The organism is Larkinella ripae (assembly GCF_054780775.1).
The window spans coordinates 15060-41587 of record NZ_BAAGVR010000027.1 but is presented as its reverse complement, the minus strand read 5'-3'; the positions used below and the strand labels follow the sequence as shown (position 1 = coordinate 41587).

The 26528-nt window shown below is 51.1% G+C and carries 24 protein-coding genes and 1 tRNA gene; 11 read left to right on the top strand and 14 right to left on the bottom strand.

Going from position 1 to position 26528, the window contains the following annotated elements:
• Window positions 1-15 precede the first annotated feature (15 nt).
• Window positions 16-789, top strand: coding sequence for a biotin--[acetyl-CoA-carboxylase] ligase (locus tag ACYVHX_RS21545; protein ID WP_460673759.1), 774 nt, complete (start codon window positions 16-18; stop codon window positions 787-789).
• A gap of 25 nt (window positions 790-814) precedes the next feature.
• On the opposite strand, the gene ACYVHX_RS21540 is transcribed toward ACYVHX_RS21545, so the two are convergent.
• Window positions 815-1072, bottom strand: coding sequence for a GlsB/YeaQ/YmgE family stress response membrane protein (locus ACYVHX_RS21540; RefSeq protein WP_460673758.1), 258 nt, complete (start codon window positions 1070-1072; stop codon window positions 815-817).
• Between the two features lie 67 nt (window positions 1073-1139).
• A complete protein-coding gene (gene pgeF / locus ACYVHX_RS21535) occupies window positions 1140-1901 on the bottom strand; it encodes a peptidoglycan editing factor PgeF (RefSeq protein ID WP_460673757.1) in 762 nt (253 codons plus the stop codon).
• A gap of 310 nt (window positions 1902-2211) precedes the next feature.
• On the opposite strand from pgeF, the gene ACYVHX_RS21530 reads away from it, so the two are divergent.
• Window positions 2212-2598 (top strand): hypothetical protein, encoded by a 387-nt coding sequence (locus ACYVHX_RS21530; RefSeq protein ID WP_460673756.1) that lies wholly within the window; start codon window positions 2212-2214, stop codon window positions 2596-2598.
• Between the two features lie 59 nt (window positions 2599-2657).
• Here ACYVHX_RS21530 and ACYVHX_RS21525 read toward each other — a convergent pair whose 3' ends face one another.
• Both ACYVHX_RS21525 and radA read right to left on the bottom strand, forming a co-directional pair.
• Window positions 2658-3497 (bottom strand): sugar phosphate isomerase/epimerase family protein, encoded by an 840-nt coding sequence (locus ACYVHX_RS21525; RefSeq protein ID WP_460673755.1) that lies wholly within the window; start codon window positions 3495-3497, stop codon window positions 2658-2660.
• A gap of 268 nt (window positions 3498-3765) precedes the next feature.
• Window positions 3766-5139: a DNA repair protein RadA gene (gene radA / locus ACYVHX_RS21520; protein WP_460673754.1), complete on the bottom strand. Its 1374-nt coding sequence runs from the start codon at window positions 5137-5139 to the stop codon at window positions 3766-3768.
• 197 nt (window positions 5140-5336) lie between these two features.
• Between radA and ACYVHX_RS21515 the strand changes: the two genes are divergently transcribed.
• Window positions 5337-6029: a porin family protein gene (locus ACYVHX_RS21515; protein WP_460673753.1), complete on the top strand. Its 693-nt coding sequence runs from the start codon at window positions 5337-5339 to the stop codon at window positions 6027-6029.
• A 298-nt stretch (window positions 6030-6327) separates the two neighbouring features.
• On the opposite strand, the gene ACYVHX_RS21510 is transcribed toward ACYVHX_RS21515, so the two are convergent.
• Both ACYVHX_RS21510 and ACYVHX_RS21505 read right to left on the bottom strand, forming a co-directional pair.
• Window positions 6328-6741: a LytR/AlgR family response regulator transcription factor gene (locus ACYVHX_RS21510; RefSeq protein WP_460673752.1), complete on the bottom strand. Its 414-nt coding sequence runs from the start codon at window positions 6739-6741 to the stop codon at window positions 6328-6330.
• Window positions 6742-6998: 257 nt separating this feature from the next.
• Window positions 6999-7430 carry a LytR/AlgR family response regulator transcription factor gene (locus ACYVHX_RS21505; protein ID WP_460673751.1) on the bottom strand — a complete coding sequence of 144 codons (432 nt, stop codon included), beginning with the start codon at window positions 7428-7430 and terminating at the stop codon, window positions 6999-7001.
• 213 nt (window positions 7431-7643) lie between these two features.
• Here ACYVHX_RS21505 and pheS point away from each other — a divergent pair, with 213 nt between their 5' ends.
• The 4 genes from pheS to ACYVHX_RS21485 all read left to right on the top strand — a co-directional run bounded on the left by pheS (window position 7644) and on the right by ACYVHX_RS21485 (window position 12464).
• A complete protein-coding gene (gene pheS, locus ACYVHX_RS21500) occupies window positions 7644-8696 on the top strand; it encodes a phenylalanine--tRNA ligase subunit alpha (RefSeq protein WP_460673750.1) in 1053 nt (350 codons plus the stop codon).
• A 250-nt stretch (window positions 8697-8946) separates the two neighbouring features.
• Window positions 8947-10212: a DUF937 domain-containing protein gene (locus ACYVHX_RS21495; RefSeq protein ID WP_460673749.1), complete on the top strand. Its 1266-nt coding sequence runs from the start codon at window positions 8947-8949 to the stop codon at window positions 10210-10212.
• A gap of 258 nt (window positions 10213-10470) precedes the next feature.
• The gene (locus ACYVHX_RS21490) at window positions 10471-11466 is read left to right on the top strand and encodes an SDR family NAD(P)-dependent oxidoreductase (protein WP_460673748.1); all 996 of its coding nucleotides are present in this window, start codon (window positions 10471-10473) and stop codon (window positions 11464-11466) included.
• A 68-nt stretch (window positions 11467-11534) separates the two neighbouring features.
• Window positions 11535-12464, top strand: a complete 930-nt coding sequence (locus ACYVHX_RS21485) for a tryptophan-rich sensory protein (RefSeq protein WP_460673747.1) — start codon at window positions 11535-11537, stop codon at window positions 12462-12464.
• A gap of 60 nt (window positions 12465-12524) precedes the next feature.
• Here the strand turns inward: ACYVHX_RS21485 and ACYVHX_RS21480 are convergent, their stop codons facing one another.
• Entirely contained in the window at window positions 12525-13301 is a 777-nt protein-coding gene (locus tag ACYVHX_RS21480; protein WP_460673746.1) for an RHS repeat domain-containing protein, read from the bottom strand.
• Between the two features lie 270 nt (window positions 13302-13571).
• Between ACYVHX_RS21480 and clpB the strand changes: the two genes are divergently transcribed.
• A complete protein-coding gene (gene clpB / locus ACYVHX_RS21475; protein WP_460673745.1) occupies window positions 13572-16217 on the top strand; it encodes an ATP-dependent chaperone ClpB in 2646 nt (881 codons plus the stop codon).
• A gap of 70 nt (window positions 16218-16287) precedes the next feature.
• Here the strand turns inward: clpB and ACYVHX_RS21470 are convergent, their stop codons facing one another.
• On the bottom strand, window positions 16288-17370 hold the full coding sequence (locus ACYVHX_RS21470) for an SDR family NAD(P)-dependent oxidoreductase (protein WP_460673744.1): 1083 nt from the start codon (window positions 17368-17370) through the stop codon (window positions 16288-16290).
• A gap of 114 nt (window positions 17371-17484) precedes the next feature.
• Complete coding sequence (locus tag ACYVHX_RS21465) at window positions 17485-19026, bottom strand: alpha-isopropylmalate synthase regulatory domain-containing protein (protein ID WP_460673743.1); 1542 nt, start codon at window positions 19024-19026, stop codon at window positions 17485-17487.
• 306 nt (window positions 19027-19332) lie between these two features.
• On the opposite strand from ACYVHX_RS21465, the gene ACYVHX_RS21460 reads away from it, so the two are divergent.
• Window positions 19333-19725 carry a hypothetical protein gene (locus tag ACYVHX_RS21460; RefSeq protein WP_460673742.1) on the top strand — a complete coding sequence of 131 codons (393 nt, stop codon included), beginning with the start codon at window positions 19333-19335 and terminating at the stop codon, window positions 19723-19725.
• Between the two features lie 258 nt (window positions 19726-19983).
• On the top strand, window positions 19984-22851 hold the full coding sequence (locus ACYVHX_RS21455) for a PAS domain S-box protein (RefSeq protein ID WP_460673741.1): 2868 nt from the start codon (window positions 19984-19986) through the stop codon (window positions 22849-22851).
• 26 nt (window positions 22852-22877) lie between these two features.
• On the opposite strand, the gene ACYVHX_RS21450 is transcribed toward ACYVHX_RS21455, so the two are convergent.
• A complete protein-coding gene (locus ACYVHX_RS21450) occupies window positions 22878-23300 on the bottom strand; it encodes a hypothetical protein (protein WP_460673740.1) in 423 nt (140 codons plus the stop codon).
• A 190-nt stretch (window positions 23301-23490) separates the two neighbouring features.
• Between ACYVHX_RS21450 and ACYVHX_RS21445 the strand changes: the two genes are divergently transcribed.
• A tRNA-Lys gene (locus ACYVHX_RS21445) sits at window positions 23491-23563 on the top strand.
• Between the two features lie 433 nt (window positions 23564-23996).
• Here ACYVHX_RS21445 and ACYVHX_RS21440 read toward each other — a convergent pair.
• The 4 genes from ACYVHX_RS21440 to ACYVHX_RS21425 form a co-directional block, all read right to left on the bottom strand.
• Window positions 23997-24407: a BLUF domain-containing protein gene (locus ACYVHX_RS21440; RefSeq protein ID WP_460673739.1), complete on the bottom strand. Its 411-nt coding sequence runs from the start codon at window positions 24405-24407 to the stop codon at window positions 23997-23999.
• Window positions 24408-24613: 206 nt separating this feature from the next.
• Window positions 24614-24886 carry a DUF202 domain-containing protein gene (locus ACYVHX_RS21435; protein WP_460673738.1) on the bottom strand — a complete coding sequence of 91 codons (273 nt, stop codon included), beginning with the start codon at window positions 24884-24886 and terminating at the stop codon, window positions 24614-24616.
• Between the two features lie 171 nt (window positions 24887-25057).
• Window positions 25058-25291 (bottom strand): hypothetical protein, encoded by a 234-nt coding sequence (locus ACYVHX_RS21430; RefSeq protein ID WP_460673737.1) that lies wholly within the window; start codon window positions 25289-25291, stop codon window positions 25058-25060.
• A 128-nt stretch (window positions 25292-25419) separates the two neighbouring features.
• Complete coding sequence (locus ACYVHX_RS21425) at window positions 25420-26523, bottom strand: efflux RND transporter periplasmic adaptor subunit (RefSeq protein WP_460673736.1); 1104 nt, start codon at window positions 26521-26523, stop codon at window positions 25420-25422.
• Window positions 26524-26528: the final 5 nt, after the last annotated feature.

The following is a 26528-nucleotide window of genomic DNA, read 5'->3' as shown; positions in this document are numbered from 1 at the left end:
AAATGTATTAAAAATTTGTACAAGTTTCGACCCAAAACGCTATTTCTTGGTCAAAAAATTAATTACCTGCCAACTTGTCAGTCCACCAACGATGTGGCCGCCTGGATGATTACTGCCGAAACCGCCCTGGACGGAACCGTTGTGATTACCGGACATCAGACGGCGGGCCGGGGGCAGCGCGGAAATCAGTGGGAAGCCCAGCCCGGACAAAACCTGACCTTTTCGGTGATCTTACAACCGACCTTCCTGCAGGCCAATGAGCAATTCTGGCTCAACATTGCCGTTTCCCTGGGAATCAGCGACTGGCTTTCTCTGTACGTGAGCGACCGGCTAAAAATCAAGTGGCCCAACGATCTGTACATTCAGGATCGCAAAATTGGCGGTATATTAATTGAAAATACGCTGTACGGGTACACACTGGCCTGGTCGGTTATTGGTATAGGACTGAATATCAACCAGACCCGGTTTCAGATTCCAACGGCGACTTCCCTTAGTAATGAAACACCAAATGACCATGATTTCGTTCTGCCCGATTTGTTGCCTGCTTTATTGGAATCGCTCGAACGCCGGTATCTGGCCCTTCGGGCCGGGCAGCGTGGCGTCTTGAAAACGAATTACCTGCAACGTTTATTCCGTTACCAGGAAGAAAGCGAGTTTTTGGCCGACGGGGAGCGGTTTTGGGGAACCATCGTCGGCGTTGAAGAAACCGGTCGATTAGCCATTCAGGTCGGCGACCAACTTAGAAGTTTTGCGTTTAAAGAAGTAGAATTTGTGATTACTGCGCGTTAATCAGCGACTGATGGAAGCAGAAGGATCAGGTAGTTTTGCGTGATCCCTTGATGAGTGCGGCAATCCCCAGAATAATCACGGCGCCCACAAAAGCCGTCAGAATACGATCGAGCAACCCTCCGGCGCCCGTTGCAAAGGTGTTGCCAAAAATCCAGCCACCCACGAACGCACCGGCAATGCCCAGCAAAATCTCCGTAAACAGGGAGAACGAGAAACGCTTAAATACAATATCGGCAAGCCATCCGGCAATTGCCCCAACCAGAATTGTCATTAAGATTCCCATAGCCGTCAGAAGTTTGATTGACTTTGGGAGTACAACTCCAAAACCGGCTGTTTGTTTTGGTGCCGTTTCAGGCTGACCGGATTCCAATCAGGGCCAGCATTCGGCCCGTAGTACCCTTCTCGGCCCGGTACGAAAAATAATCCCGGTTATGGGCTATCGTTGAATACGGTGACACCCCGATCTGGTAGGCTGGAATCCCGGCTGCCTGTAACTGAGCCAGATTGGCAGTCTTTAAATCGACGGTAAATTTTTGCCGTCTCTGATCAAACTGCTGGTGTTCTTTATCAAATTGTTCGGCCACTTCCGGCCCTACTTCAAAGTCACACCGGTCGATGCAGGTTCCGACGAAAGCAAAACAGTCGGCGGGGTTTGTGCCGAATTGGTCTTGCAGGGCTTGAACGGTTTTCTCCACAATCCGGGCGACGGTGCCCCGCCAACCGGCGTGAATGGCGGCAACGGCCCGTTTTTCGCGGTCATACAGTAAAATCGGTGTGCAGTCGGCCACCGTAACGGTCAGAAAATGATTCGGCTGGTTGGTAATCAGGGCATCGAACCCTTCAAATCGACCCGGTTTTGTAACGGTCAGAATCTGATCGCCGTGAACCTGATAGGAAGAAGTTACCTGCTCCGGATCTACGCCAAGGGCGGAGAAAAACCGTTGGCGGTTTTCCCGGACGTTTTCGGGCGAGTCGGTGGTATTGATGCCTACATTAAGGGAAGCGAAGGGAAACGGGCTTACCCCACCGTGGCGCTTGCTTTCGGCCGCAATCAGCTCTGGAAACGAGCCAAAAACCGCCGGATTTCGAAAGAGGGAATCTGAAACCATCATGGTGGAATGGAATTCTGTACGGGTCGATTTCACAGTATAAAATTTGGCGCTCAGGCCGAAGGCCGCCAACAATTTCTACGGAAGAAGCGCCAAATGTGAAATTTACTTTCGTATAAATAACTGATAATGCATTGATTATCAGTTTGTTTTGCCGATTTACCGTTTAATTGCTCATCAATTCTAAAAACCGTTCGGCTGCCTGCACGACCGTTAGCGTACTATGTTTCGGATGATACTGCCGATCACGCCTATATTTGAATCGTCAATCAGGACAAACACAACAACAAATCAGAACACTTAAAATCACACCATGAAAACGTTCATTTCTTCCGTACTCGTTGCGCTGGCAGTAAGCGCGTCCACAGTAACTTTTGCAAACTCTGACAACGAAAAAGCTGCGGCTGCTTATCAGGTTGGCATGTATCCCTCGGCTGAAGCCGCTAAAGTAAACGTGACGGTTGCCAAAGAAAAAGGCACCTCACTTGATGTATTGCTGCTGGATGGTAGCGGCACGGTTCTGGCGACCCACCACCTGAACAAGAGCGAAACCACCTCGCGGACCCGCTTCGACCTGAGCGAATTGCAGGATGGTTCGTATAAAGTGGTGGTCAGCGACGGTTCTTCCAAAATAGTAAAAGAAGTCAACCTGCAAACCAAAAAACCGGTTCAGGCTGAGCGTTCGATTTCATTGCGCTGATAATCCGTCATTTCCACACCTGAAAAAAGCCCCGATCGCAAGACCGGGGCTTTTCCATTTTATTTCGCCTTGTTGTAAGCGCTTCGGAAGTATTTAACGCTCTCGGCAATCTCGGGGCCGTTGTTTTCCCAATGGTATTCGTATTCCACTGAAATCGGGCCTTTGAATTTCTGCCGCTTCAGTTCGGCAATTACCGCATCGACTTTGCTGTCGCCATTCCCCCAGATCACGTCGTGGTGTTTGCCATCCGGCGTGTCTTTCTTCACATCCTTAAAGTGCATACCCAGAATATGGCCCTGTAGTTTTTTCAGGCAATCGACCGGATCCAGGCCCGAACGAACCCAGTGACCGATGTCGGCGCAGGAGCCCACGTACTTGCTCGTTCCGATCACCGCCAGCACCGAATCCGGATGCCAGTAGTGCGACGGTTTGGGGTGGTTGTGGAGGGCTACGTTGATTTTGTATTCATCCGCCAGCCGGCCGATGTAGGGCATCTGCTCCACTTTGGGCTCGGTGTTGATGTTCGTGATGCCCATGGCTTTGGCAAATTCAAACAGGGCTTTCCACTCGGCTTCATCCGGCGCGTTGACAACACCGAAGGCTACAAGCGTTAATCCTTTGTCTTTCAGTAGCTTTTTAACGGATTCGCGCGTGGCCGCATCCATTTTGTAATCCATTTTGCCGTCGATGCCACCGCCAATGGTCTGCCCCGGGAAAGCCTCGACGTATTTCAGCCCGCAGCTATCAATTTTGCGGATTGCCTCGGCGAACGTGAAGAGTCGGAAGGAATACGATTGGGAGCCAAGTTTCCAGCCAGCTTTGTCTTCCGGATTGCGCTGGGCCACCGAAGGAAGCGTGCTGGCTGCGAGTAAACCGACGGCCAGCAAAAGATTTTTCATGCGTTTCATTGCGAAGAATTTAGTAAATCGGGGCAAAAGTAACTAATAATTGTTGGATGGTTTTTATGGTGGAATGGTTTTATGGCGGAACGGTTTTTTTGGCATTCCATCAATTGATTGTCGGAAATCGGACTCATGCAACCCCTGTTAACCCCAATCACCATTCATCCATAATGCCATTCAACCGGTTAGCCCCATAGCCGCGTATTTATCGGCAGTTGGTGGAGCATAATGGTCCGTTTGGTCGGAATCCGCTCGTTCATCCCCACTACATCAATACACCCTGAAAAACTTCGTCCAGTTTGCTGACGGGCCGGATTTTGATTTTGAAACCGCTCGTATCCAACCCTTTCATGTTGTATTTGGAGATGAAAATCTGCTTGAATCCCAGTTTCTCGGCTTCCGAAATCCGGGATTCGACCCGGTGAACAGCCCGCACTTCACCACCCAACCCCACCTCAGCCGCAAACGCCACGGACGACGGGATGGCGATGTCTTCGTAACTGGAAACAATGGCCGCGCAGACCGACAAATCGATGGCCGGATCTTCTACTTTTAAACCGCCGGCAACATTCAGGAAAACGTCCTGCTGGCCTAACCGAAAACCGCCCCGTTTTTCCAGAACCGCCAGCAGCATTTGCAAACGTTTGGCGTCAAAACCGGTGCTGCTTCGTTGTGGCGTTCCGTAGTTCGCCACACTCACCAGCGCCTGAATTTCAATCAGTAACGGGCGGTTTCCTTCCATCATGGAGCCAATGGCAATCCCGCTCAGGGCTTCGTCGCGCTGTGAAATCAGGATTTCCGACGGATTGCTGACCTGCCGCAAGCCGGTGCCCTGCATCTCGTAAATGCCGAGTTCGGAGGTGCTGCCGAACCGGTTTTTGGTCGTTCGCAGAATCCGGTAGGTCGTGTGCCGGTCGCCTTCGAAGGTCAAAACCGTATCCACCATGTGTTCCAGCACTTTCGGGCCAGCCAGCGATCCTTCCTTGGTGATGTGTCCGACAATAAAAACCGGGACGCCACTTTCCTTGGCGTATTTCATGAACTCCGCCGTGCATTCGCGCACCTGCGAAACGCTGCCCGCGCCCGACTCCACCAGCGACGAGTGCATGGTTTGAATCGAGTCGATGATGAGTACTTCCGGCTCGAAATGTTCGACGGTCCGGAAAATATTCTGCGTCGAGGTTTCGGTCATGATGTAACAATCGCTGACCGGCGTCGGGAGCCGTTCGGCCCGCATTTTGATCTGTTGTTCGCTTTCCTCGCCCGAAACATACAACACCCGCCTGTCATTCAGACCCAGGGCAATTTGCAGGAGCAGGGTCGATTTGCCGATCCCCGGTTCTCCGCCGATCAGCACCAGCGATCCGGGAACGATGCCGCCCCCCAGTACCCGGTTTAATTCGGCATCGGGGGTCAGTACGCGCTCCTGTTCTTCGTAATTGATGGCGTGGATGGCTTTGGGCTTGGCTGCGGTTTTGGTCGTGGCCGCGGGGCGCCAGTTGCCGGGCGTGGGTTCTTCCTTCGCCACAACCTCTTCCACAAACGTGTTCCACTCACCACATGCCGGGCAGCGCCCGAGCCATTTCGGAGCCTGATTGCCGCAATTCTGACAGAAAAAAGTTGTTTTTGTTTTTGCCATTAAACCTTTGGTTACTATCGCGCTTCTAAGCAGGGTGCTGTGACAAAATAGGGGTAAACCGTTCGTCAGGTGTCCTTCCGGAAACGCGCTTTTGCAAAGAACGCGATGCGATCGTAAAGTAACAATATACTAAAAAAAACCGGTTTTGCATAGCACATTTGCCATCGTACTCGTTATTCATTCAAACTTCGCTACAAATGAAAAAAATCCTGTTTTTAGGTCTGGTGATGTTACTCCCTGCTCTTTCGTTCGCCCAGTTCAGTATCGGGGTTAAGGGCGGTGTAAACCTGTCGAAGTTTACCATGGGAGATTTCGTTAAAACCCGTTTAAATGCCAATGGGACACCCCAGGTAAACGTGAGCGGCCGAACCATCCGTGACAACATAAAGGAAAGTTTCGACAGCCGGACGGGCTGGGCCTACGGGGTTTATACGCGATTTGGCAAAAACATTTACATTCAGCCCGAGCTGCTGGTTTCGTCGAAAGGCGGATCGTTTGAAATTGTTCGGGATATCGACGGGCAACCCACGTCCGAAACCGTTTCCATCAAAACCACCAACTTTGATGTGCCCATTTTGCTGGGTTTGAAAGGGGGGCCGATTCGGGTCGTGGCCGGTCCCATCGTGTCCTTTCGCATCAGCGATGATCAGCGGTTGCGCAATGCCTTACAGGACTATACATCCGGAAGTTTGAATAACGCGCTGGCCAAAGCCACGTACGGTTATCAGATCGGGGTCGGTCTTGATCTGGGTCGTCTGGGCATCGACGTTCGGCGGGAAGGCGGTTTGTCCAATGTAGCTGCGGTGGATCTGGGAACGGACTCGGATTCGGAGCGTTTCAGCCAGCGGCTCAAATCCTGGCAGGTGACGCTGGCTTTGAAGCTGTTCTAATCGTCCAAAAATACAAATTCACTTCGCCTTCCGGTTTTCGCAAAATTACATTGCGAAAAACCGGAAGGCTTTTTTAAGGACATTCTTGAACGGTGCCGCTTGCACGGTTAAGCAGATCGGGGGCTTTCTGCTCTTCGAATTTGCGCTGTTAATTGACAACCGACTTCCGTTTTAGGCGGTTTTAGTCCGATTGGTTACAAAAAAAACATGCCGTTGTCACGTCCCTACGGGAGCCGACAACGGCTGTTCTGCTCAACTAACCCAAAATAAACCGTATAAGTAAGCTTTTTGTGATCGCTCAGTTAAAGAGCGATTGCATGAAGTGATTCAGGCGCAGGCTGATTTCTTTCATCCGGCGACGCGAAATGGTTACTTCCTGGCCGTCGGTCAGGCGAACAATCCGCTCGGTGGCAAACACATTGAACTGAACGTAGGCCAGGTTGATAATCGTCGATTTGTGAATGCGCAGGAACATCGACTGATCCAGCATATGTTCGAATGCTTTCAGTGTTTTGGAAACCAGGTACCGTTTTTTATCGCGCGTCGTGATAAACGTGTAGTTACCTTCTCCATGCAGGCTAACCACGTCATCGACCGAGATCATAATGTTGCGGTTCAGGTAAGGCAGTGCAATTCGATTCGCATTCCGTTGATGCATCCGGGGGAACAACGGTTGTAATGTCGAAGAGGAAGGGTAGGCCAACGTTTCCATAGCGATGTGTGCTTTAGCGTTTTAGTTTCTTTTTGCTGTTGTTACTGACATGACAAAACTACACTAATTCACCGTTCGCTAAGAAAGAAGGCTTGACTTTTAGTGGTCTAACGGATGAGTTAAACGTCTAAAAATCAAGCCTTTGCGATGCAAAATACTAAGTTACTTTCCGTATATCTCCTTGACCGATTACGTATTTCTACGTATAAGTGATTTACGTAAACTTCGCGTTACTTACGGACAGTACGTGGTTACAATTAACGAACGGTAGCCGGCAGGAAATTGCGGATCCGGTCCACAAAATTCTGAGCCCGGCGACGCGAGATTTTTACTTGCTGGCCGTCATTCAATTCCAGTTCGCCTTCTTTCTTCACGTAAAACCGGCGGACGTAGCAAAGATTCACAATGCAGGATTTGTGGACGCGGACAAAGGCCTCTCCCTCCAGGAGCTCTTCGTATTCTTTTAAGGTGCGGGACACCAGCATGCGGGTACCATCTTTCAGGAAAAAATTCGTGTAATTTCCCGATCCTTCTAACCGAACAATTTCTTCCAGAGAGATGGTCCGTTTCCGGTCGTAGAAAGGAATAAGCAGTTTCTGGGCAATTGAGGAAGTGGACTTTTTTTCCACACTTTTGGGGAATTTTGTGGACACTTGGTCGAAAAGATTTTCCTTCAGGAGTGATTCCATAATAGATCGAGTAAGAGTGTATAAGAATGGATATGTGGTGAATGTGAGCAGGTTACCTCTGATTGTGCGTACTTTTCAGGAGTCTTCCCCAGTTCCCTGTCGACAATACCGTGCCCAACAACCGTACCGGGGCTAAAAATGATCGAGCGGAAACGATGTTTATCGTAGGGCAGAAATTGGTTATCTTTGCGCAACCTGGAATGAATTAGTTGTATGCTGGATAAAGTCAAAGAAATCTATCAGGAGATTGAACAGTGCGAAATTCAATCGAAAGATCAGTTGGAACAATTCCGTCTCCGGTATATCGGGCGGAAAGGAATCATTACGGACCTGTTTGAACAATTAAAGCAGGTCCCGCAGGAGGACCGCCGGGCGGTGGGGCAGGAGTTGAACATCCTGAAAAACCTGGCCCAGCAGCGGTTTAAAGAATCCAGTACATCGCTGGAAAACAGTCAGCAGGAGGTCGTGGAAGCCCCGGCCGATCTGAGCCTGCCCGTGGTTCCCAGCCTGTATGGCACCCAGCATCCGCTCACTATCGTGCGGCAGCAGATCATCGATATTTTTGGCCGGATTGGTTTTAGCGTGGCCGATGGACCCGAAATCGAGTCGGACTGGTACAATTTCGGCGCGTTGAATTTTCCGGACAACCACCCGGCCCGCGACATGCAGGACACGTTTTTCGTCGAGAAGAAAAGCGAAGGTGCCCCGGCCGACCTTCTGTTGCGGACCCATACCTCGAACGTGCAGATCCGGTTGATGGAACACCAGAAATACAACGCGGTTTTCCGGCCCATTCGGGCGATTATGCCCGGACGAGTTTACCGCAACGAAGCCATTTCGGCGCGCGCGCACTGCATGTTCCACCAGGTTGAGGGGCTGTACGTAGACAGAAACGTTGGTTTTAAAGACCTGAAAGACACGCTGTATCATTTTGTGAAGGAGATGTTCGCCAAAGACGTGAAGATTCGTTTTCGGCCGTCCTATTTCCCGTTCACCGAACCCAGCGCCGAAATTGATATCTCCTGCCAGATCTGCCACGGAAAAGGCTGCAACATCTGCAAATACAGCGGCTGGGTCGAAATTGCCGGTTCGGGCATGGTCGATCCGAACGTGCTGATCAACTGCGGTGTCGATCCGGAAGAATTTACCGGTTACGCGTTTGGCATGGGCGTAGAGCGCATCACGCAACTGCGGTACGGCGTCAACGACCTGCGGCTTTACACGGAAAACGACGTGCGGTTTTTGCGTCAATTTCAGGGAGCCTGAGCGCTTCTGCCGGAAAAAGGAGAAAAGCAATGCGGTTTTTAACCATTCCCTATTTCTTTTCTCCTATTTCTCAACTCTTTTCTCTAATTCTATCCTCTCGCTTCTTTTTTTTGTCTAAAATTTACCCCCGATTGCCAGTTGTGGCTTCTTACTTCTTTTTTTTGTCTAACTTTATCACTCATATTGTATTCGTCAGCTTGCGGATGTGGTCGTTGTGGTGATGTATTAGCCCCCATGCAATAGTGTGTTTATGAATTTATTAGTCGAACTGAAAGAAAATTTGACCGATGCGGTTGTAACCCGTGCGGCTTATTACGTTGATGAAAGCCCGGAGAAAACCCGGACGGCTCTGGAGGGACTTATTCATACGGTGGTGGCTGGTCTGATGAAGCGGACAACCACCGAAATTGGCGTTAATCAATTATACAATGCGATTCAGAAAGGGAAATTTGATGGCAATCTGGTGGCCTCGTTTCCCGAACTCCTGCGTGATCCGGAGCAAACCAACCGGCTGGCCGAGGTGGGCAGTAACAGCATCAGCCACTTGCTGCCGGCCATGAAAAGTTCGATTGGTCTGGCGATTTCCGGGTATGCCAACATTAAAAATTCAGCCGCGATTACCCTGCTGGGCCTGGTGACCCCGCTGGTTCTGGGTACCCTGAATAAACTGGTGGTTGAAAAAAAACTGGATGCGGACAATCTGGCCGCCTTGCTGGCCGATCAGCGCGACCATCTGGTGGAATTGACACCGGAACGGCTGCTCGACCGGATCGCCGAGGGCCTGAATATTCAGCAACTGCTGGCGGTGGGTGTGACGCCCGCCAAACGTACCAGTTTTTCGGAACGGTCGCCCGTGCAGGAACGCCAGCGGTTTATTCCCGAGCCGGAAGATGAGGGCAATGGCTCGCTGGTGAAATGGGGCGTCGGAGTGCTGGTTTTGCTGGCCCTGGCCGGAGCCGGTTATTACATCTGGAATAATACGCAATCCTATTCGTCGGCCAACGAGGAAGAAGCCCTGTCAACCGAGTTTGTTGATTCAACGGCGATTGTCACGCCGGATAGCGCCAAACTCCGTTCAGCAGCCTCCACCCGGACCGACTCGGCAGCAACCCCAACCGGAGTTTCGTCGACGACTGCCCTGGCTGCCTACCTGACCAACGCGCAACTCCCGGCCGGCCGGAGTTTTAGAATGCCCACGCTGGATTTCGCTCCCGGTACCGATCAGCTCAAACCGGCGGGTTCGGCAACGGTTGAGGAACTGGCTACCTTATTGAAAAACAACCCGGTTACTCAAATCCGGCTGGTGGGCTACGCGAATGATGCCGTTCCGCCGATGGGAAATAAGGCGCTGTCGATTAACCGGGTGCTGGCCATCAAAAATCAATTGATCCGCTCCGGAATCAACTACGTTCGTGTCGACGCCATCGGCCTTGGTACCGGCGTCAAAGCCGGTGATTCAACGGCAATTGGCAAACCTCGCTTGAAGCAGATCGACGTGAAGGTGGTAATTAAATAAGAGGAAAAGAGAATTATAAAGGCAAAATGTTGAATACTGAATATAAAAGTGAATGATAGCCACCACTTTTACATTCAATATCCAACATTTTGCATTTTACATTATTCTAAAATCTTTTTTCTTTAAAACGCCTGACAGGCTTTTTCCATCCTCCTCGCTTCCCTTCTCTTCCCACAGCCAAAGTTTTTCCAACATCTGCCGTTTCTGGTTGTTAGCAAACCATGAATGTTTATTCACTGACTAATCAACTAGTACAGTATGGAATCACAAACGGGAAAAACCGCCCTGGTCACGGGTGCCACGAGCGGTATCGGTCGTGAACTGGCCAATTTATTTGCCAAAGACGGGTATAATCTGGTGTTGGTCGCCCGCAGCAGCGACAGCCTGAAGCAAATTGCCGAAGAATACGAACAGCAATTTGGCATTACGGCTACCCCCATTGCCATGGATCTGGTTGACCCCAAAACGCCGGAGGCCATCTATGATGAGACCCGCCGGAAAGGCATCCAAATTGATGTGCTGGTCAACAACGCTGGCATGGGCGAATACGGCATGTTTGCCAACGAAAGCGATCTCCAGAAAGAATTAAGCATTATTCAGATCAATGCCACGGCGCTGGTTCATCTGACAAAGCTGTACCTGAAAGACATGGTGCAGCAGAACGAGGGCAAAATTCTGATGCTGGCGTCGGTCGCTTCCATTATGCCTAATCCGATGATGGCGGTTTACGGCGCGACTAAATCCTTTATTCTGTCGTTTACCGAAGCTTTGCAAAACGAATTGAAAGGCACCAATGTGTCGGTAACGGCTTTGTTGCCCGGCGCCACCAATACCGACTTCTTTACCAAAGCCGGGGCCGAAGGAACACGGGCGCACCAGAGCGCCCAGGAAACCGACCCGGCGAAAGTAGCCCGCGATGGGTACGAAGCTCTGATGCAGGGCAAAGAGAAAGTGGTTTCCGGTTTCATGAATAAAGCCCAGGTGGCCTTATCACACGTCTTGCCGGATGAGTTAATTACCGGTTCGATGCGGAAACAAATGGAGCGCCCGGATCAGTCAAAACCGCAACACGAGTCGGAAAATCGGGACACGACCCTGATTGTGACGGCCATTGCCGTCGGAGTGGTGGCTGCCACGACGTTACTGTGGGCGCTTGGCGGCATGGATCGCAACTGGCACAAAGGTGCGGACCAGATTGGGCGCAGAGCCCGATCCGGCGGAAAATCGCTGCTCGATTCGTTATCCCTGAATTAAATTCATTCGTAAATTTAAGGGCCGCTCACCGGGCGGCTTTCCTTTTTTCACGAAATCTTCAGATGGTTATGAAGAACTCCTTGTTTTGGCGCATCGGAACGGCGGTTCTGGTGGTCGGCAGCATCATCTACACGACAACGGCTACATCCACGCGGAGTGCAAAACCGGCGGGAAAACGAAAGCAGGACGATGATGAGATTGAGAAGGATAAGGTGCTGCCCGAATACCGGGTTGTTTTCGACGAAAATGCCCTTATTCCTTCCGGCTGGACGTTTGGGCTGGTCTGGTCAACTATTTACGCCGGAACAACGGCCTACGCAATTCATCAGGCTCTCCCTTCGCAGGAGCACAATCCGCGGTATCAGAAAGCTATGCCCTGGCTGGCATTGAGTTATGTCCTGAATGCGGTTTTTGGGCGGTTTTTTTCCGATCCGCGACGGGAAAGCATAATTGGATCCGACCTGGTAACGAAGGCGAGTCTGCCGGTCGCGCTACTAGTGCATCAGCAACTGGAAATTGGCGAGACCAACGTTCAAGGGACGGAAAAATACCTGCGGATTCCGTTTGGCCTTTATGCCGGCTGGCTGACGACGGCTTCGGTGGTGGGTACCCCAAATTTGCTGCTGAACCTGAATGTCTGGAAACCGCAGCCCCAACGCGATACGCCGGTTTTTATTGGGGTGTTGGGCGCAACGACCGGGGTGGCCTACGCGGTGGCCCGGCGGCTCAATGATCCGTATTATTTACTGCCCTTTGTGGCCGGTTTTGCCGGTATTGCCACGAAGCAGTACGGAAAAAACAACGCCATTGCCTTGTCAGCAGCGGTTTTCTCCCTGCTGACGGCGGGCATTGCCGCCAGGTGGGTGCCCCGCGAAACGTTCAGGCCGTTGAAGCGGCCAGTAATTGAAATTCACCCGGAAGATGCACCGGAAGATTTTGGCTGGGAGGATGAGAACTTCGACCGGGAAGTAGAGCCGTATTCGTACACGTCTCTCTGACAGCATTTTAATAGGAAAAAAGAGCCGTAGGAGATCTCCTGCGGCTCTTTTCATTTTGGCTTACTGGCAGGTATACCTGTACACCTTTTTTCGATTGACGATTGCGGTGCTGCCGGTTTGCTGCAATAGTAGCGACATTTCGGTTGGCAGGTCATTCTGGTATTGGTACGTTGCCGTATAGCCGTAGCCGAAGTCTTTGTACTGAACCGGATTATTGACGCTCAGATAATGACTTTTATCGACCAGCATGGAAATCAACGGAATAATCTGAAAAGCAGCCTGTCCGGCAAACGGCGACTTTTTGGTGTCGTATTTGTACTCCGCCTGTAATTTTTCGGGCTCTTTGCCTTCCGATAAAAAGACCTTGGTTACATTTCCGGCGGCATCATATTCCATGCGTTTGGAATAGTTGCGTAATACGGTTTGCCCGCCTACACCCACGTTTGTTACCCTGTTTTGGGCATCGTAAGTCAGCGTGGCCGTTGTTACTTTACCGTTCTCAGTCGCTTTGATGGTGGTAATCCGCCCGCTGGCGTCGTAGGTGACGGTATGTTCTTCAGTGCCGAGATTTTCCAGTTGCGAAGTCCCCACTAGAAACTTGCTGATGCGTCCACTGGCGTCGTAGGTAAAAGAAAACACGCTGAACGAAAACTGCCTAATGGCCGAAATTCGATTACTATCGTCATACGCTACGGTTACTGAACCCGTATCGAAATACAGATCAGGAACTTCGCTCACCCGGCAGGTCTGATCCTGAGGGTCCGGCTTATCCGGATCGCCACTACAGCCGATCAGCAGCAAAACCGCTCCGCAAACAAGTATTATAGCTTTGACCATACCGCTTCAACTAGTGGGGCTTCTCCTGTGTAAAAATGTAAATAATGACGGTTATTTCATAGTGTTTCCTAGTGAATTGAAATCGAACTTCTGGTGTTTAAAATTGACATTCGTGAAAAAAGTAAATGCCAAAATGACTGAAATTCTATGCTAAACGTAGAATTTCAGTCATTTTGGCCGAAAAATTCAGTTGGTCTGTTGTTTGTTACTAGGGTACTTGTCAAACAGAACGGAAGACCGGAATGAACCGGTATCGTTTAACCCACTACCATGAACTTAAACGCATACACCATTAAGGCCCAGGAGGTTATTCAGCAGGCGGCCCAGATTGCGCAGGGCAACCAGCAGCAATCGGTGGAAACCGGGCATGTGCTGAAAGCCATCCTGGACGAAGACCCCAACACGATGGGTTTTCTGTCAAAAAAAACCGGGGTCAACGCCAGTCGATTGACCCTGGCCCTGGATGCCATTGTCAACGGTTACCCGAAAGTGTCAGTCGGCGCGCAGGGAGCTTCAAATATCTATTTGGGCAACGACCTGAATGCGGCTTTGCAGCGGGGCAGCGGTTTTTTGAAAGAGTTTGGTGATGAATACGTTAGCATCGAGCTCATTCTGCTCGGACTGGCCTCCGGAAAAGACGCCATCGCCAGCTTGCTGAAAGACGTCGGGTTTACCGAAAAAGTCTTAAAAGAAGCGATTAAAGAATTACGCGGAAAAAATAATCCTGTGAAAGATCAAAATGCGGAAGCCAAATACCGCTCACTGGAACGGTATAGCAAGAACCTGAACGAACTGGCTGAACGGGGCAAAATCGACCCTGTCATTGGCCGGGACGAGGAAATCCGGCGGGTGTTGCAAATCCTGAGCCGCCGGACCAAAAACAACCCGATGCTCTTGGGTGAACCGGGCGTCGGGAAAACCGCCATTGTGGAAGGGCTGGCCCAGCGGATTGTGCAGGGCGATGTGCCCGAAAACCTGAAGTCGAAGATCATCGTTTCGCTCGACATGGGATTGCTGGTGGCTGGCGCCAAATACAAGGGTGAATTTGAAGAGCGCCTGAAAGCGGTGATCAAGGAAGTGACCGATTCGGAAGGTGAGATTGTCCTGTTCATCGACGAAATCCACACGCTCATTGGCGCGGGAGCGGGCGGGGGCGAAGGAGCAATGGATGCCGCCAACCTCTTAAAACCGGCTCTGGCGCGGGGCGAATTGCACGCCATTGGTGCTACCACGCTGAAAGAATACCAGAAGTACATCGAAAAAGATAAAGCCCTGGAGCGCCGGTTTCAATCCGTGATGGTAGACGAACCCGACGTGAAAGATGCCATTTCGATTTTGCGCGGGATCAAGGAGAAGTACGAATTGCACCACGGGGTTCGGATTAAAGACGACGCCGTCATTGCGGCCGTTGAGCTTTCCAATCGGTACATTTCCGACCGGTTTTTGCCCGATAAAGCCATTGACCTGATGGACGAAGCGGCTGCCAAAATGCGGCTCGAAATTGACTCGGTGCCCGAAGAGCTCGATGAGCTGAACCGGCGGATCATGCAACTGGAGATTGAGCGGGAAGCCATTCGCCGGGAGTCCGACCGGGATAAAGAAAGCGTTCTGAACAAACAGATTGCCGACCTGAACGAAGATCGCAACAGCCTGAAAGCGCGCTGGGAGGTCGAGAAGGAATCGGTGAACGAAGTCCGGACGCTGAAGGAACAACTCGACCAGCTGAAGTCGGAAGCCGAGCAGGCCGAACGTTCCGGTGACTACGGAAAAGTGGCCGAGATTCGCTACGGTCGTTTGCCCGAAATGCAAAGCCGTCTGGATGAGCTGGTGAAGAAAGAAGGCGAAGGCCAAACGTTGTTGCAGGAAGAAGTAACATCGGATGATATTGCCGAAGTGGTTGCCAAGTGGACGGGCATTCCGGTGAGCCGGATGATGGAATCGGAGCGCGAAAAGCTGCTCCACCTGGAAGACGAACTGGCAAAGCGCGTGGCGGGTCAGGAAGAAGCCATTCAGGTGGTGGCCGATGCCGTGCGCCGGAGCCGGGCCGGAATGCAGGACCCCAAACGCCCGATTGGTTCGTTCATTTTTCTGGGTACTACGGGGGTCGGAAAAACCGAGTTGGCGAAAGCCCTGGCCGATTACCTGTTCAACGACGAAAACTCGCTTGTGCGGATCGACATGTCGGAGTTTCAGGAACGCCATGCGGTTAGCCGCCTGATTGGCGCTCCTCCGGGATATGTCGGCTACGACGAGGGGGGGCAACTGACCGAAGCCGTGCGCCGGAAACCGTACAGCGTGATTTTGCTGGATGAGATTGAAAAAGCGCACCCCGACGTATTCAACATCCTGTTGCAGGTGCTCGACGATGGGCGTCTGACCGACAGCAAGGGCCGGGTGGCTAATTTCAAGAATACGATCATTATTATGACCTCGAACATCGGCAGCCACATCATCCGGGAGCGGTTTGCTCAACTGGAAGACTGGAACCGGGATCAGGTGATTGACGACACGAAAAGCGAGGTATTTGAATTGCTAAAGCAAACGCTGCGCCCCGAGTTTCTGAACCGGATCGATGAACTGGTGATGTTTCAGCCGTTGACGAAGCGCGAAATCCGCAAGATTGTCAGCCTGCAATTCAAGCACATTCAGGATCGTCTGTCGGAGCAGGGCATTACGATCGAAGCTGATCAGGAAGTGCTCGACAAGCTGGCCGAGGAAGGCTTTGATCCGCAATTCGGGGCTCGTCCGCTGAAACGGGTAATGCAACGCCGGATTCTGAACGCCCTTTCGAAGGAAATCCTGTCGGGCCGGGTGCAGAAAAATGCTATTGTCGGCATGATGCTGAACGAAACCGAAGACGGCAAGGAAGACATCATCTTCTACAACCTCGACAAAGTGGTGCCGGAACTGGATTGATGAATTGATTTAAAATGGAAACCGCCCGGCTTTTAGAAGCCGGGCGGTTTTTTGTTGAACGGCAAAACCACTATGCAATGGCCTCGGCAAACGTTTCCTTCGCTTTGGCAACCACTTCTTTGGCGGTCGCAACGGCGTCTTTGATGATGTTTAAACCACTGATCAGCGAATCCTTAACATCATCGTACGCATCGTCGGCGCCGGATTTCAGCTTACCGGCCTTGTACCGATACCGGGCTTTGGTAAAATCGCTGCTGTTGGTATACGTCAGGGCCAGCGCGGCCCCGGCAATGACAACGGCGGCCAGGCCAATGCCCCACGCCCAGGCCGCTTTGTTGCTGTTTTCGTCCGTCTGGTGCTGTTCTTTGGGCTCCATCGATTTGCGCATCATGCCGGCTACGGCTTCCTGCGGAGCCACATAGGCCATAATTTCCTGTGCTTTATTCCCAAAACCGCCCGGTATGACTTTTGGCGCTCCTTTCAGCAGGGCGTTGTAGGCATCTTTGGCAACAACCGCCGGATCGTCAAGTTTTTCGGTGACTTTCGTATTCGAAGCTCCGGCTTTGTTGAAAAAGTCGGTATCGGTCGCGTTGGGCAGCAATGCCGTGATGGTGACGTTGGTGTCTTTCAATTCATTCACCAGCGACTGCGTAAAGTTGTAGACGTACGCTTTCGTTGCGGCATAAACCGCCATCAGCGGCATGGGCGTGATGGAAACTAGCGACGCCAGATTTAGAATTTTACCTTCGTTCCGCTCGACCATATCTTTCAAAAAGAGCTTGGTCATCTGCGTGGTGGTCAGGACGTTCAGGTGGATGAGGGATTTCTCCTTTACCCAGTCGGTTTCGGTGGCAAAGAGCCCGTGGAGGCCCACGCCGGCATCGTTTACCAACACATCAACCGAAATATCTTTCTCCTTCACCTGGTTATACACATCCAGGGCGGCATCCTCTTCCGAGAGGTCCTTCGTAATGACCACGGTTTCGACGCCGAATTCGTCCCAAAACCGGCCGCCAAGATCGTTCAGTTTGTCGGTGCTCCGGGCAACAAGCACCAGATTATAGCCATCTTTGGCAAACAGTTTTGCCAGTTCCTGTCCAATTCCGCTGGACGCCCCCGTGATCAGCGCTGTCTTGCTTTCCTTCGTTATCATATGGATATGAATGGGTTGATTGCTGAGAACCTAACTGCTGATCGGGTCAGATGGTTGGAAAATAATTGCGGTAAACCGCAAAAAAATCGGATAAACGCGGGGAACCTGCCGTTTTTACCGACTCGTCGCTTTGCCGTTACTCATCAGATTGAGCAATTTCTGGGTCGCCTTGATGGCCGAAACCGCCTGATCGGAATCCAGACCCCGCGTTTTAATTTCGCGGCCATCGATCACCCAGGTAATGATGGTTTCGCATAGGGCGTCGGTTTTTCCACCGGGCGGAATCCGCACTGCGTAGTCCGTCAGAACGGGCAGGATAATTTTTTTGCGGTCGTAAATTTTCCGCAGGGCATTCATAAACGCATCGTACTGACCATCGCCCTGGGCGCTTTCTTCAAAAACTTCCCCGCCAATCCTGATTTGCAGCGTCGCCGAGGGGCGCAACCCGCGCGAGTGGGTCAGGACGTAATTCTGAATGACAACGTTTTCTTCGAACAGGTTGCTGTCCAACACGTCGGAGATGATGTAGGGGAGGTCGTCGGGCGTGACCACTTCCTTGAGATCACCGAGTTCGATGATGCGCTGCGTAACTTTTTTCAGATCATCCGACGAAAGCTGGAGCCCCAGTTCCTTTAAGTTCTTCTCGATATTGGCTTTTCCGGAGGTTTTGCCCAGGGCGTATTTTCGTTGCCGACCGAAGCGTTCGGGCATCAGGTCGTTGAAATAGAGATTCTTTTTGTTATCGCCATCGGCGTGAATACCCGCGGTTTGGGTAAAAACGTTTTCGCCCACCACCGGTTTGTTGGCCGGAATCCGAAAACCGGAAAACGTTTCGACCAGTTTGCTGACCGCATACAGCGCCTGCTCATCGACACTCGTCTGAATATCGGGCATGAAGTCGTTAAAAACCGCAATGGCCGACGCAAGGGGCGCATTTCCGGCCCGTTCGCCCATGCCATTGACGGTCAGGTGGACCCCGTGCGCACCGGCCCGAATGGCTTCCAGCACATTGGCGATGCTCAGGTCGTAATCGTTGTGGGCGTGAAAGTCGAAATGGGTGTTTGGGTAACGCCGGATGGTCTGATCAATAAAATCATACGACTGGCGGGGCATCAGCACACCCAGTGTGTCGGGCAGCAGAATCCGCTGAATGGGCTGCTGCGTCAGAAAATCAAGCGCCTGAAAAACGTAATCGGGCGAGTGAATCATGCCGTTGCTCCAGTCTTCCAGGTACACGTTGCACTGAATGCCGCAGGTGCGGGCCAGCGTGATCACTTTTTCAATATCCGAGAAATGTTCTGCGGGCGTTTTCCGAAGCTGGTGGACGAGGTGATTCAGCGAGCCTTTGGTCAGCAGATTCATGACCCGCGCCCCGGCTTCCAGCATCCAGTTCACCGACGTATCGCCGTCGACAAAAGCCAGCACTTCAATCCGGTCGAGAAAACTGTTGGCTTCGGCCCATTCGGTGATTTTCTTGACCGCCCGAAACTCACCTTCGGAGACGCGGGCCGAAGCGACTTCCAGCCGGTCGACCCGTACTTCCTGTAACAACAACTGCGCAATCGTCAATTTTTCGGCAGATGAAAACGACACTCCCGAGGTTTGTTCACCGTCGCGGAGGGTCGTGTCCATGATTTCAATCGTGCGTCTGGCCATTTTCCCGGTATAAAAGCATAATGAGTCTGCAAATTTCCGGATTTCTGATGGTTTCACCTACATCCCGCACCAATATCGTTCAAATGCGGGAACGCGCATTGCCCGGCGGTTTGGGCCGGAGTTCGAGTTCCGGCGGTTTTAGAAATTCATCCGGTCGATTTACCACTCAGCCGGTATTTCGACCGCCAAAGTACTATGTATAGCAAGGTACCTTATTGTTTTCCTATCTTTGAATCAACAAAGCGGCTCACAAGCCCGAATCGAACAGGAAACAACTCATTAACTATCCTTAAAACAACAAATCGTATGAAAACGCTAATCGCTTCCGCCCTGATTGCCTTGACTTTTACCGCATCGTCCGCTTTTGCTGGTGACAACACCGAAAAAGACAAAGCCCGGTCGTCGTTTCAGTCGGCGGTCTATCCGATGATCAACAGCATGAAAGTGGGGGTTAATGTCAACAAGGACAAAGACCGGAATGTAAATATTCGACTGATTAACAGCGAAGGAATGACCCTGTTCACCAAGAAGTTAGGCAAAGGCAGTGAGTCGGCCAGCCTGCGGTTCGATTTGCATCAACTGGAAGACGGTTTTTATAAAGTCGAAATTTCGGACGGCTCCAATACCGAAATCAAAACCGTAAAAGTAGAAACAAAAACGCCGGTGGTACAGGCAACGCGCCTGGTTAGTCTGAACTGACGACCCCTACACTACCTAAGTAAAAAAACCGGTTATTAAGCCGGTTTTTGTTTTTTAGCGGCATAATTGTTGCTTGAAATAAGTGAATGTTTTGTTAGTCTGAAAACGACAAAGATTCGAAACTCAACGTAACCGATCATAACTAATTAACTGAACTGCTTCAGGGGCTGGGAGATGGATCAGAGTGGCATCGGCAGATGACCATTGGGGCCAGAAAGCGAAAAAGGAACGGTTCAGTTAATTCTTGTCAGAACATATATGTCCCCAATAGAAGACCTCGAACGCCGACTCGCCCTGGAGCAAGAGGCCCGTCAGCAGGCTGAGGCTGTTTTAGAAGCAAAAAACCAGGAGCTTGAGCAGGCTCAGGCGCAATTGGGGCTTCTTCAGGAAAATCTCTCCCAACTGACCAAAACCGCCGGCAAGGAACTCCGGAAAAGCGAGAAACATTACCGGCACGTCGTTGAGTCGGTCCAGGATATTATTTTTAAAACCTCCCTCGACGGTTTTTTTACGTTTGTAAACCCGGTGGTTCAGCAGCGCCTGGGGTATTTCGAAGAAGAAATAATTGGGTTAAGTTTCATCAATCTGGTGGTGCCGGAATGCCGGGCTGAGGTGGCTGAGTTTTACCAGACTATGATCCGGACCGGCCAGGCCAGCACCTACAAGGAATTTCCGGTAAAAGCCAAGGACGGCAGAACGGTTTGGATTGGCCAGACGGTTCGCATGATTGAGGGCGACGGCTCCAGGCCGGAGCTGGTGGCCGTGGCCCGCGACGTTACGGAGCGCGTCCTCAGTGAAGATATTTTCCGGAGCACGCAGGCGCGCCTGGCCTCCCTCATCACCAATCTGCAAACCGGGGTGTTGGTGGAGGACGAAAACCGGAAGGTGATCTTGGTCAATCAGTTGTATTGCGACCTGTTTGGGCTTCCGATGGCCCCGGAAGCGCTGTGCGGCAAAAGTTACCTGCAATGGGCCAATCCCGCCTGGCAGTTATTCACCGATCCGGAATTATTCGTTCTGCAAATGGACGAGGCCATCCAGAATAAAAAAACCGTAGTCAATGAAGTGTTTTCGCTCGTGGACGGGCGGATTCTGAAACGGAATTACATTCCCATTTTTCTGGAAGGGCATTACCGGGGTCATTTGTGGCAGTATACCGACATTACGGAAAAATACCGGTCCAACGAGCAGATTCGGCGCAGCGAGGAAAAATACCGGGGCATCATGAACCGCATGGAACTGGGTTTGCTGGAAGTGGACCGGAACCAGATCATCAGGCAGGCATACGACCGGTTTTGCCAGATGGTGGGGTATACCGAACAGGAACTCATCGGGCATAAGGCCGACGCCTTGCTGGTGCCGCAGGAATTTACGGAGAAGCTCCGGTCGCAGGAAGCGTTTCGGGCGGAGGGCGGGGCGAGTTCCTACGAAATGCAGTTGATCCGCAAAGACGGGCAGCGAATCTGGGTGCTGGTGAGCGGAGCACCAATTATGGATGAAAGCGGGAAGGTGGTGGGTTCGATGGGCATTCATTACGACATCACCGAGCGCAAACGGCTTGAGCACGAACTCGCGCAGGCCAAACAGATTGCGGACGACGCCCGCCATACCGAAAAGCAGTTTCTGGCGAACATGAGCCACGAAATCCGGACGCCCCTCAATGCCATCCTGGGCTTTTCGAACCTGCTGGAATCGACCGCCCTGAGCGCCGAGCAGAAAGAATTTGTGGATTACGTGCGGACGGCGGGTAAAAATCTGCTGACGATTGTCAACGATATTCTCGACATCTCAAAAATTGAAGCGGGCATGTTGCCGCTGGAGACCATTCCGTTCAGCATCAGTTCGCTGGTGGACTCCATCCGGACGATGCTCGACTCGTCGGCGGCCGATAAGAATCTGTATCTGCGGGTCACCGTCGATTCTGATTTGCCGGCGGTGGTGCTGGGCGATCCGACGCGGCTTACCCAAATCTTACTGAATCTGCTCAGCAACGCCATTAAATTTACCCGTCAGGGTGGAGTGAAGGTTTCCATCGAGAAACTAGAAGACGCGGACGAGGTGGTGCGGGTCCGGTTTACGGTTGAGGATACGGGGATTGGCATGGAAAAAACCGTATTGCCCCATATTTTTGAACGGTTCCGGCAGGCCAGCGATTTTACGACCCGGTATTATGGCGGAACCGGTTTAGGGCTGAACATTGTCAAGTCGCTTACCGAAATGCAGCACGGCTGGATTTCGGTGCAAAGCACGGTGGGAGAGGGTTCGGTGTTTACGCTGGAGATTCCATATAAAGTGGCTCCTCAGCAGGGCGATCACGAAGTGAACCTGACCGTTGACATCAGCGGGCCGGATGCGCGCGAGGTGAGAATTCTGGTGGTTGAAGACAACGTGATGAACCAGCGGCTGGCACTTCAGGTGCTGGGTCGGCTGGGGTACACGGCCAAGGTGGCCGAAAATGGTCAGAAGGCGCTGGATCTCCTGCAACAGGAGGATGTGGATCTGATTTTGATGGACATTCAGATGCCGGTGATGGACGGGTACACGACAACCAGCCACATCCGGACGACGTTGAAGAGTACCGTACCGATCATTGCCATGACCGCTCATGCGCTGGCCAACGAACGGGAGCAATGTTTACAGTCTGGAATGAATGATTTCATCCCGAAACCCTTTCAGATTGAAGAATTACAGCGAATCATGCGTAAGTATTTATCGGCTGCGCCACCCAAACCCCAGTCTCAGAAGTTGTATACACCACCGAAACCTAGCTTTACAATTGAGCCCCTGCTTGATGCGGTAGGCAGCGATATGGATTTTGCGGGCGAAATGATGACGTTGTTTCTCCACCAGACACCCGGCGAAATCCAGCAGTTGCGGCAATTCCTGGAAGAAGGAGACGTAACGGCCATCAAGCGCCTGGTTCATACCCAGAAAGCCGTTATTCAGACATTTGGGCTCAACGAGGCCGCCCGACTCATTTCTGCAACGGAAACACTGATTGCTGATAAAAAGCCCATGTGTGAAATTGCATCGGCCGTTGAGCAGTATGTTCAGGTGCTCGAATCCGAACTGCCGGCAATTCAGACCGTGCTGGAAACCAATCAGAACGGTGGAAATCCGGGCTAATGACCTGGCAAAAAAACGGCTGGATGTTAACTCTGGTACTTCTTCTCAATTGCCTTCGCCAGTTTTCGGGCGGCTGCTTTTTTGGCGTTAAAACCGTTGGTGCCGTTGGGGCTGGCTTTGTACGTGTCGGATTCCCAAAGCACCGATCCGCTTTTGTCGCAAACCTGGGCGCTACACGCCACGGAGGTGCCGCCCCAGGATGTGGCCGTTATTCCTTTGCTGGCTTCTACGGATAATTTAATGACAAAATCGGCCGCCTGTTTGTCCGAAGCCACCTGCCAGTAACCTTGTTCCTTCAGATTCTCGGCAAAAGCGTTGACGGTTTCCTGACTGCTTTCATTTTTGGTCGTCGATTCAATGTAAACGGTATTTCCTTTTTTGAACTGGCCATCGGTTTGGGCCAGGGCTGTCAATGAGACGAAGAGAAACAGAATAGTCCAGCGTTTCATACCGAGTAAGTTAGGAGGATGTACGGTTATATCAATCGCTTCCGAACACGGAATAGTGGATTGTTGGTAAGGAAAGAACCGGCAAATAGGATGGATTGTTTGCGTGTCGGAACGCGAAATGCCCTCATACCAGGAATTTTCGCCAAAAACCGGAACAATCTGGAAGGCGGCTTTTGTTATCTCAGCACCAGACTCCGTAGCTCAGTTGGTAGAGCAACTGACTCTTAATCAGTGGGTCGAGAGTTCAAGCCTCTCCGGGGTTACACTGATATTCAATCACTTATACTGATCTGTGAATGTTTATTTTGCTTTGGTTTACACGTTGGTTTACACTTCTACTTATCAGGACCAACTGCTAATGTCACGAAGAATAAGATCAGATATCAAGATTGCCTAGCTTGAAAAAGCCAGGACTAAGCTAAGGCGCTATTCGCAACTCTGACGGTTCCGACGCCGGTAATGATTAAAAATTAGGGTCTCTTCTCAACGAATACAAACGGAAATACGCAGGTCCCCAGATCGTATAAATAGTGGAGTAAACAATTCATTGCCTGTTAAAAAAAGATTTCGTCATCACCCCTCCATAAATTAAACTAGATATCCGGGGCTCCTCCTGCATAAAAGACCTGCTTTACCTGTTCGATGGCTTTCCCTTTTAACCAGGGACACTGTATCATTTAGAACCCTCCGCAACGCTTAGTTGTGAGCATTCGTCTCACAAAAGAGCCGAATGAGCCCCAGAACTCTACTATCCTCGCCTTTTAACCTAGCTTTTTCTGTCCTCAGAAGATTTAGATTTTCTAACTCCTTGGCCGACAAGGCCTTGTAACCCATCGACCAATCGCCAAAGTTGCGTTTGGCGATAGCTTTGCTGAATAAGGGCGTTACAGATCCATGCCGAGGATCCTGACAGATTTTTTCATACAATGCTTTTACTTTTTCCTTCGGCCCTTCCAGCACTTGGATAATATTCCCATTGAAGTATAGTAAAATGCCGGTAATCTGCCCAACGCTGTTGTTTTGGCGGCTTAGCTGCAGGATCTGATTTAACTCCTCGCTGGAGAGTAAGCCTTTGGAAGAACTCAGGTAGACAATGCAATATTCCATCACTGAACAAGATTAACTGCAACCGAAGGCAACAAAAACGATGCCGTTTCAAGGCGACGAAATTAAGAAGCCGTAAAATCGTCGATTTGAAAAACGGCCGAGCCAGGTGATCAGACCGTTTGCAGTTGACCTCCTGTGAACATAGTACCTTCTGTTCGGACCTCAACTGGTAGTTGAAGATGAACTACATTAGAGAAATAGCAAGGTTATATATTTGACAATCGGAATCGGTTAAGCATTTTCTTACGGCGCCAAAAACGAATCATTCCTAAAAATAATACACCAATTCCGGCAGGGATAAATAACAGGAATATTACTCGTAAGTACGGCGAGTCGAGGTATTCACTAAAGCCGGTTCCACTCACGATAAGACCCAAGGCGGTTCGTCCGTACGCGAGAAAAGTCCGCTCATTGGCCAGCCGAGTGCGGTCTGCAGCCAGTTGTTCGGTAAGCGTTAACTGATCAGTTGGTAGTTTCATGACGTATTAACTCACGGAAGAAAAAAGCGTCTCCACTTTCAAGTAAAACTTTGCCTTTGGTGTTACACGGCTAATTTTAATCCTAAGCCATATTTAAGACTAATGGACTGGTCTTCTTAATAGTATGAAGAATCGTGCTAATTTTATCCCTAATTGTGGAATAAGTTATGGTCAAGTCGGTACATGGTTACTGATGAATCCCGTCAGAGACCTGATCTCCTGCTCCTGCGCCTGGTTGACTTTCGCCTTATCGATCTTTAAATGGTAACCTGGTAGGGAAACCAGAGCAAGTAAGTCTGCTCCGCTACGGATATTCCATTGTTGGCTCTCATCGTTCCACACAAAATTAACCAAATCACCACACACCCGAATCAATTCACCTCTTTCGTCTTTTTCCGTTGTCATGGTTATTTTGAATTTGATAAAAAGTAGTAGATGGCGCTGTTACTTTTTTACCAATCAGATAAGTTTTGTATGGCCTATTGGACAACCAGGAGCCAGTGATACTTGGCAAGCCCTGTGAAATTGTTTGTTTATTGGATCTGCGCCCCCTCTTTTAAATCTTCCCGGGCGTTGATTACAATCGGATCATTCGCCCGCAAGTTTCCAAACACCTCGGTCATCTCGCCCGCCTGCTGGCCTTTCCGGACATCGACGTACTGCGCCCGGCCATCCTGAACCCGGATGACATACTGCCGTTCGGTGGAGGCTACCACCGCCGAAGCGGGAACAGCCACCGCACCGGGTGTTCCCTCCGCCGACAGACTGATTTCAGCAAACATGCCCGGTTTGAACTTGCGGGCTGGATTGGACACATCGATTTCAACGGTCTCGCTGCGAAACTGCTCGTTCATATTGCTGGATCGACGGCTAATTTTTCCGGTAAATTCCCGTCCGGGCATTGCCCCGACGGTAAACAAAACGGTATCACCTTGTTTAAGGCTCATGCTGTAATTCTCCGGAATATCCACCACCAGACGAAGGCGGTTCTGCTGTTGTAAAACCATCATCGGACGCTCCATTTTCACGCCGGCACCCACCAGCGCTCCCGGATGCACATTGCGTTCGGTAATCACCCCGTCAAAAGGAGCCCGGACCGTGAGGTAGGATTTAATTTTGCTCAACGCCCGGAAGTTAGCCTGTTCCCCCAGCATCGCGGCACTATCGGCCATCATCCGGGCCTGAGCGGTTTCCAGATCCAGCGCCGACACTGAACCCGGAACTTTGCTACTGGCTTTCAACCGCCGGTAATGCTCTTTACTCGCCGTTAGCATCGCATTGGCTTTCAACGTAGTAGAACGGGCGACCACCAACCGCTCCTCCATTTCCGGGGCTTCCAAAACCATCAACACCTGCCCTTTTCGCACCTCCGAACCCCGGTCTACCAGCACCTGCTCGACAAAGCCATCTGCTTTGGGATAAATATTCACCTCCTGGAACGCTTTAAACTCGCCGGGTAATTGTACCACCTGGCCTACTTTCTGTTCCGTGGCTTTACCAATCCGGTACACCGGTTTGGCGAATTGTTTTTTAGTGTCTTTGTTTTTGGCGGTATCGTCCGCTTCGGGCGATGAGCAGCCAGTTAAGGCACTCGATAATAATAAAGCTGTCAAACAGCCATATAAGAATGGTTTCATACTTT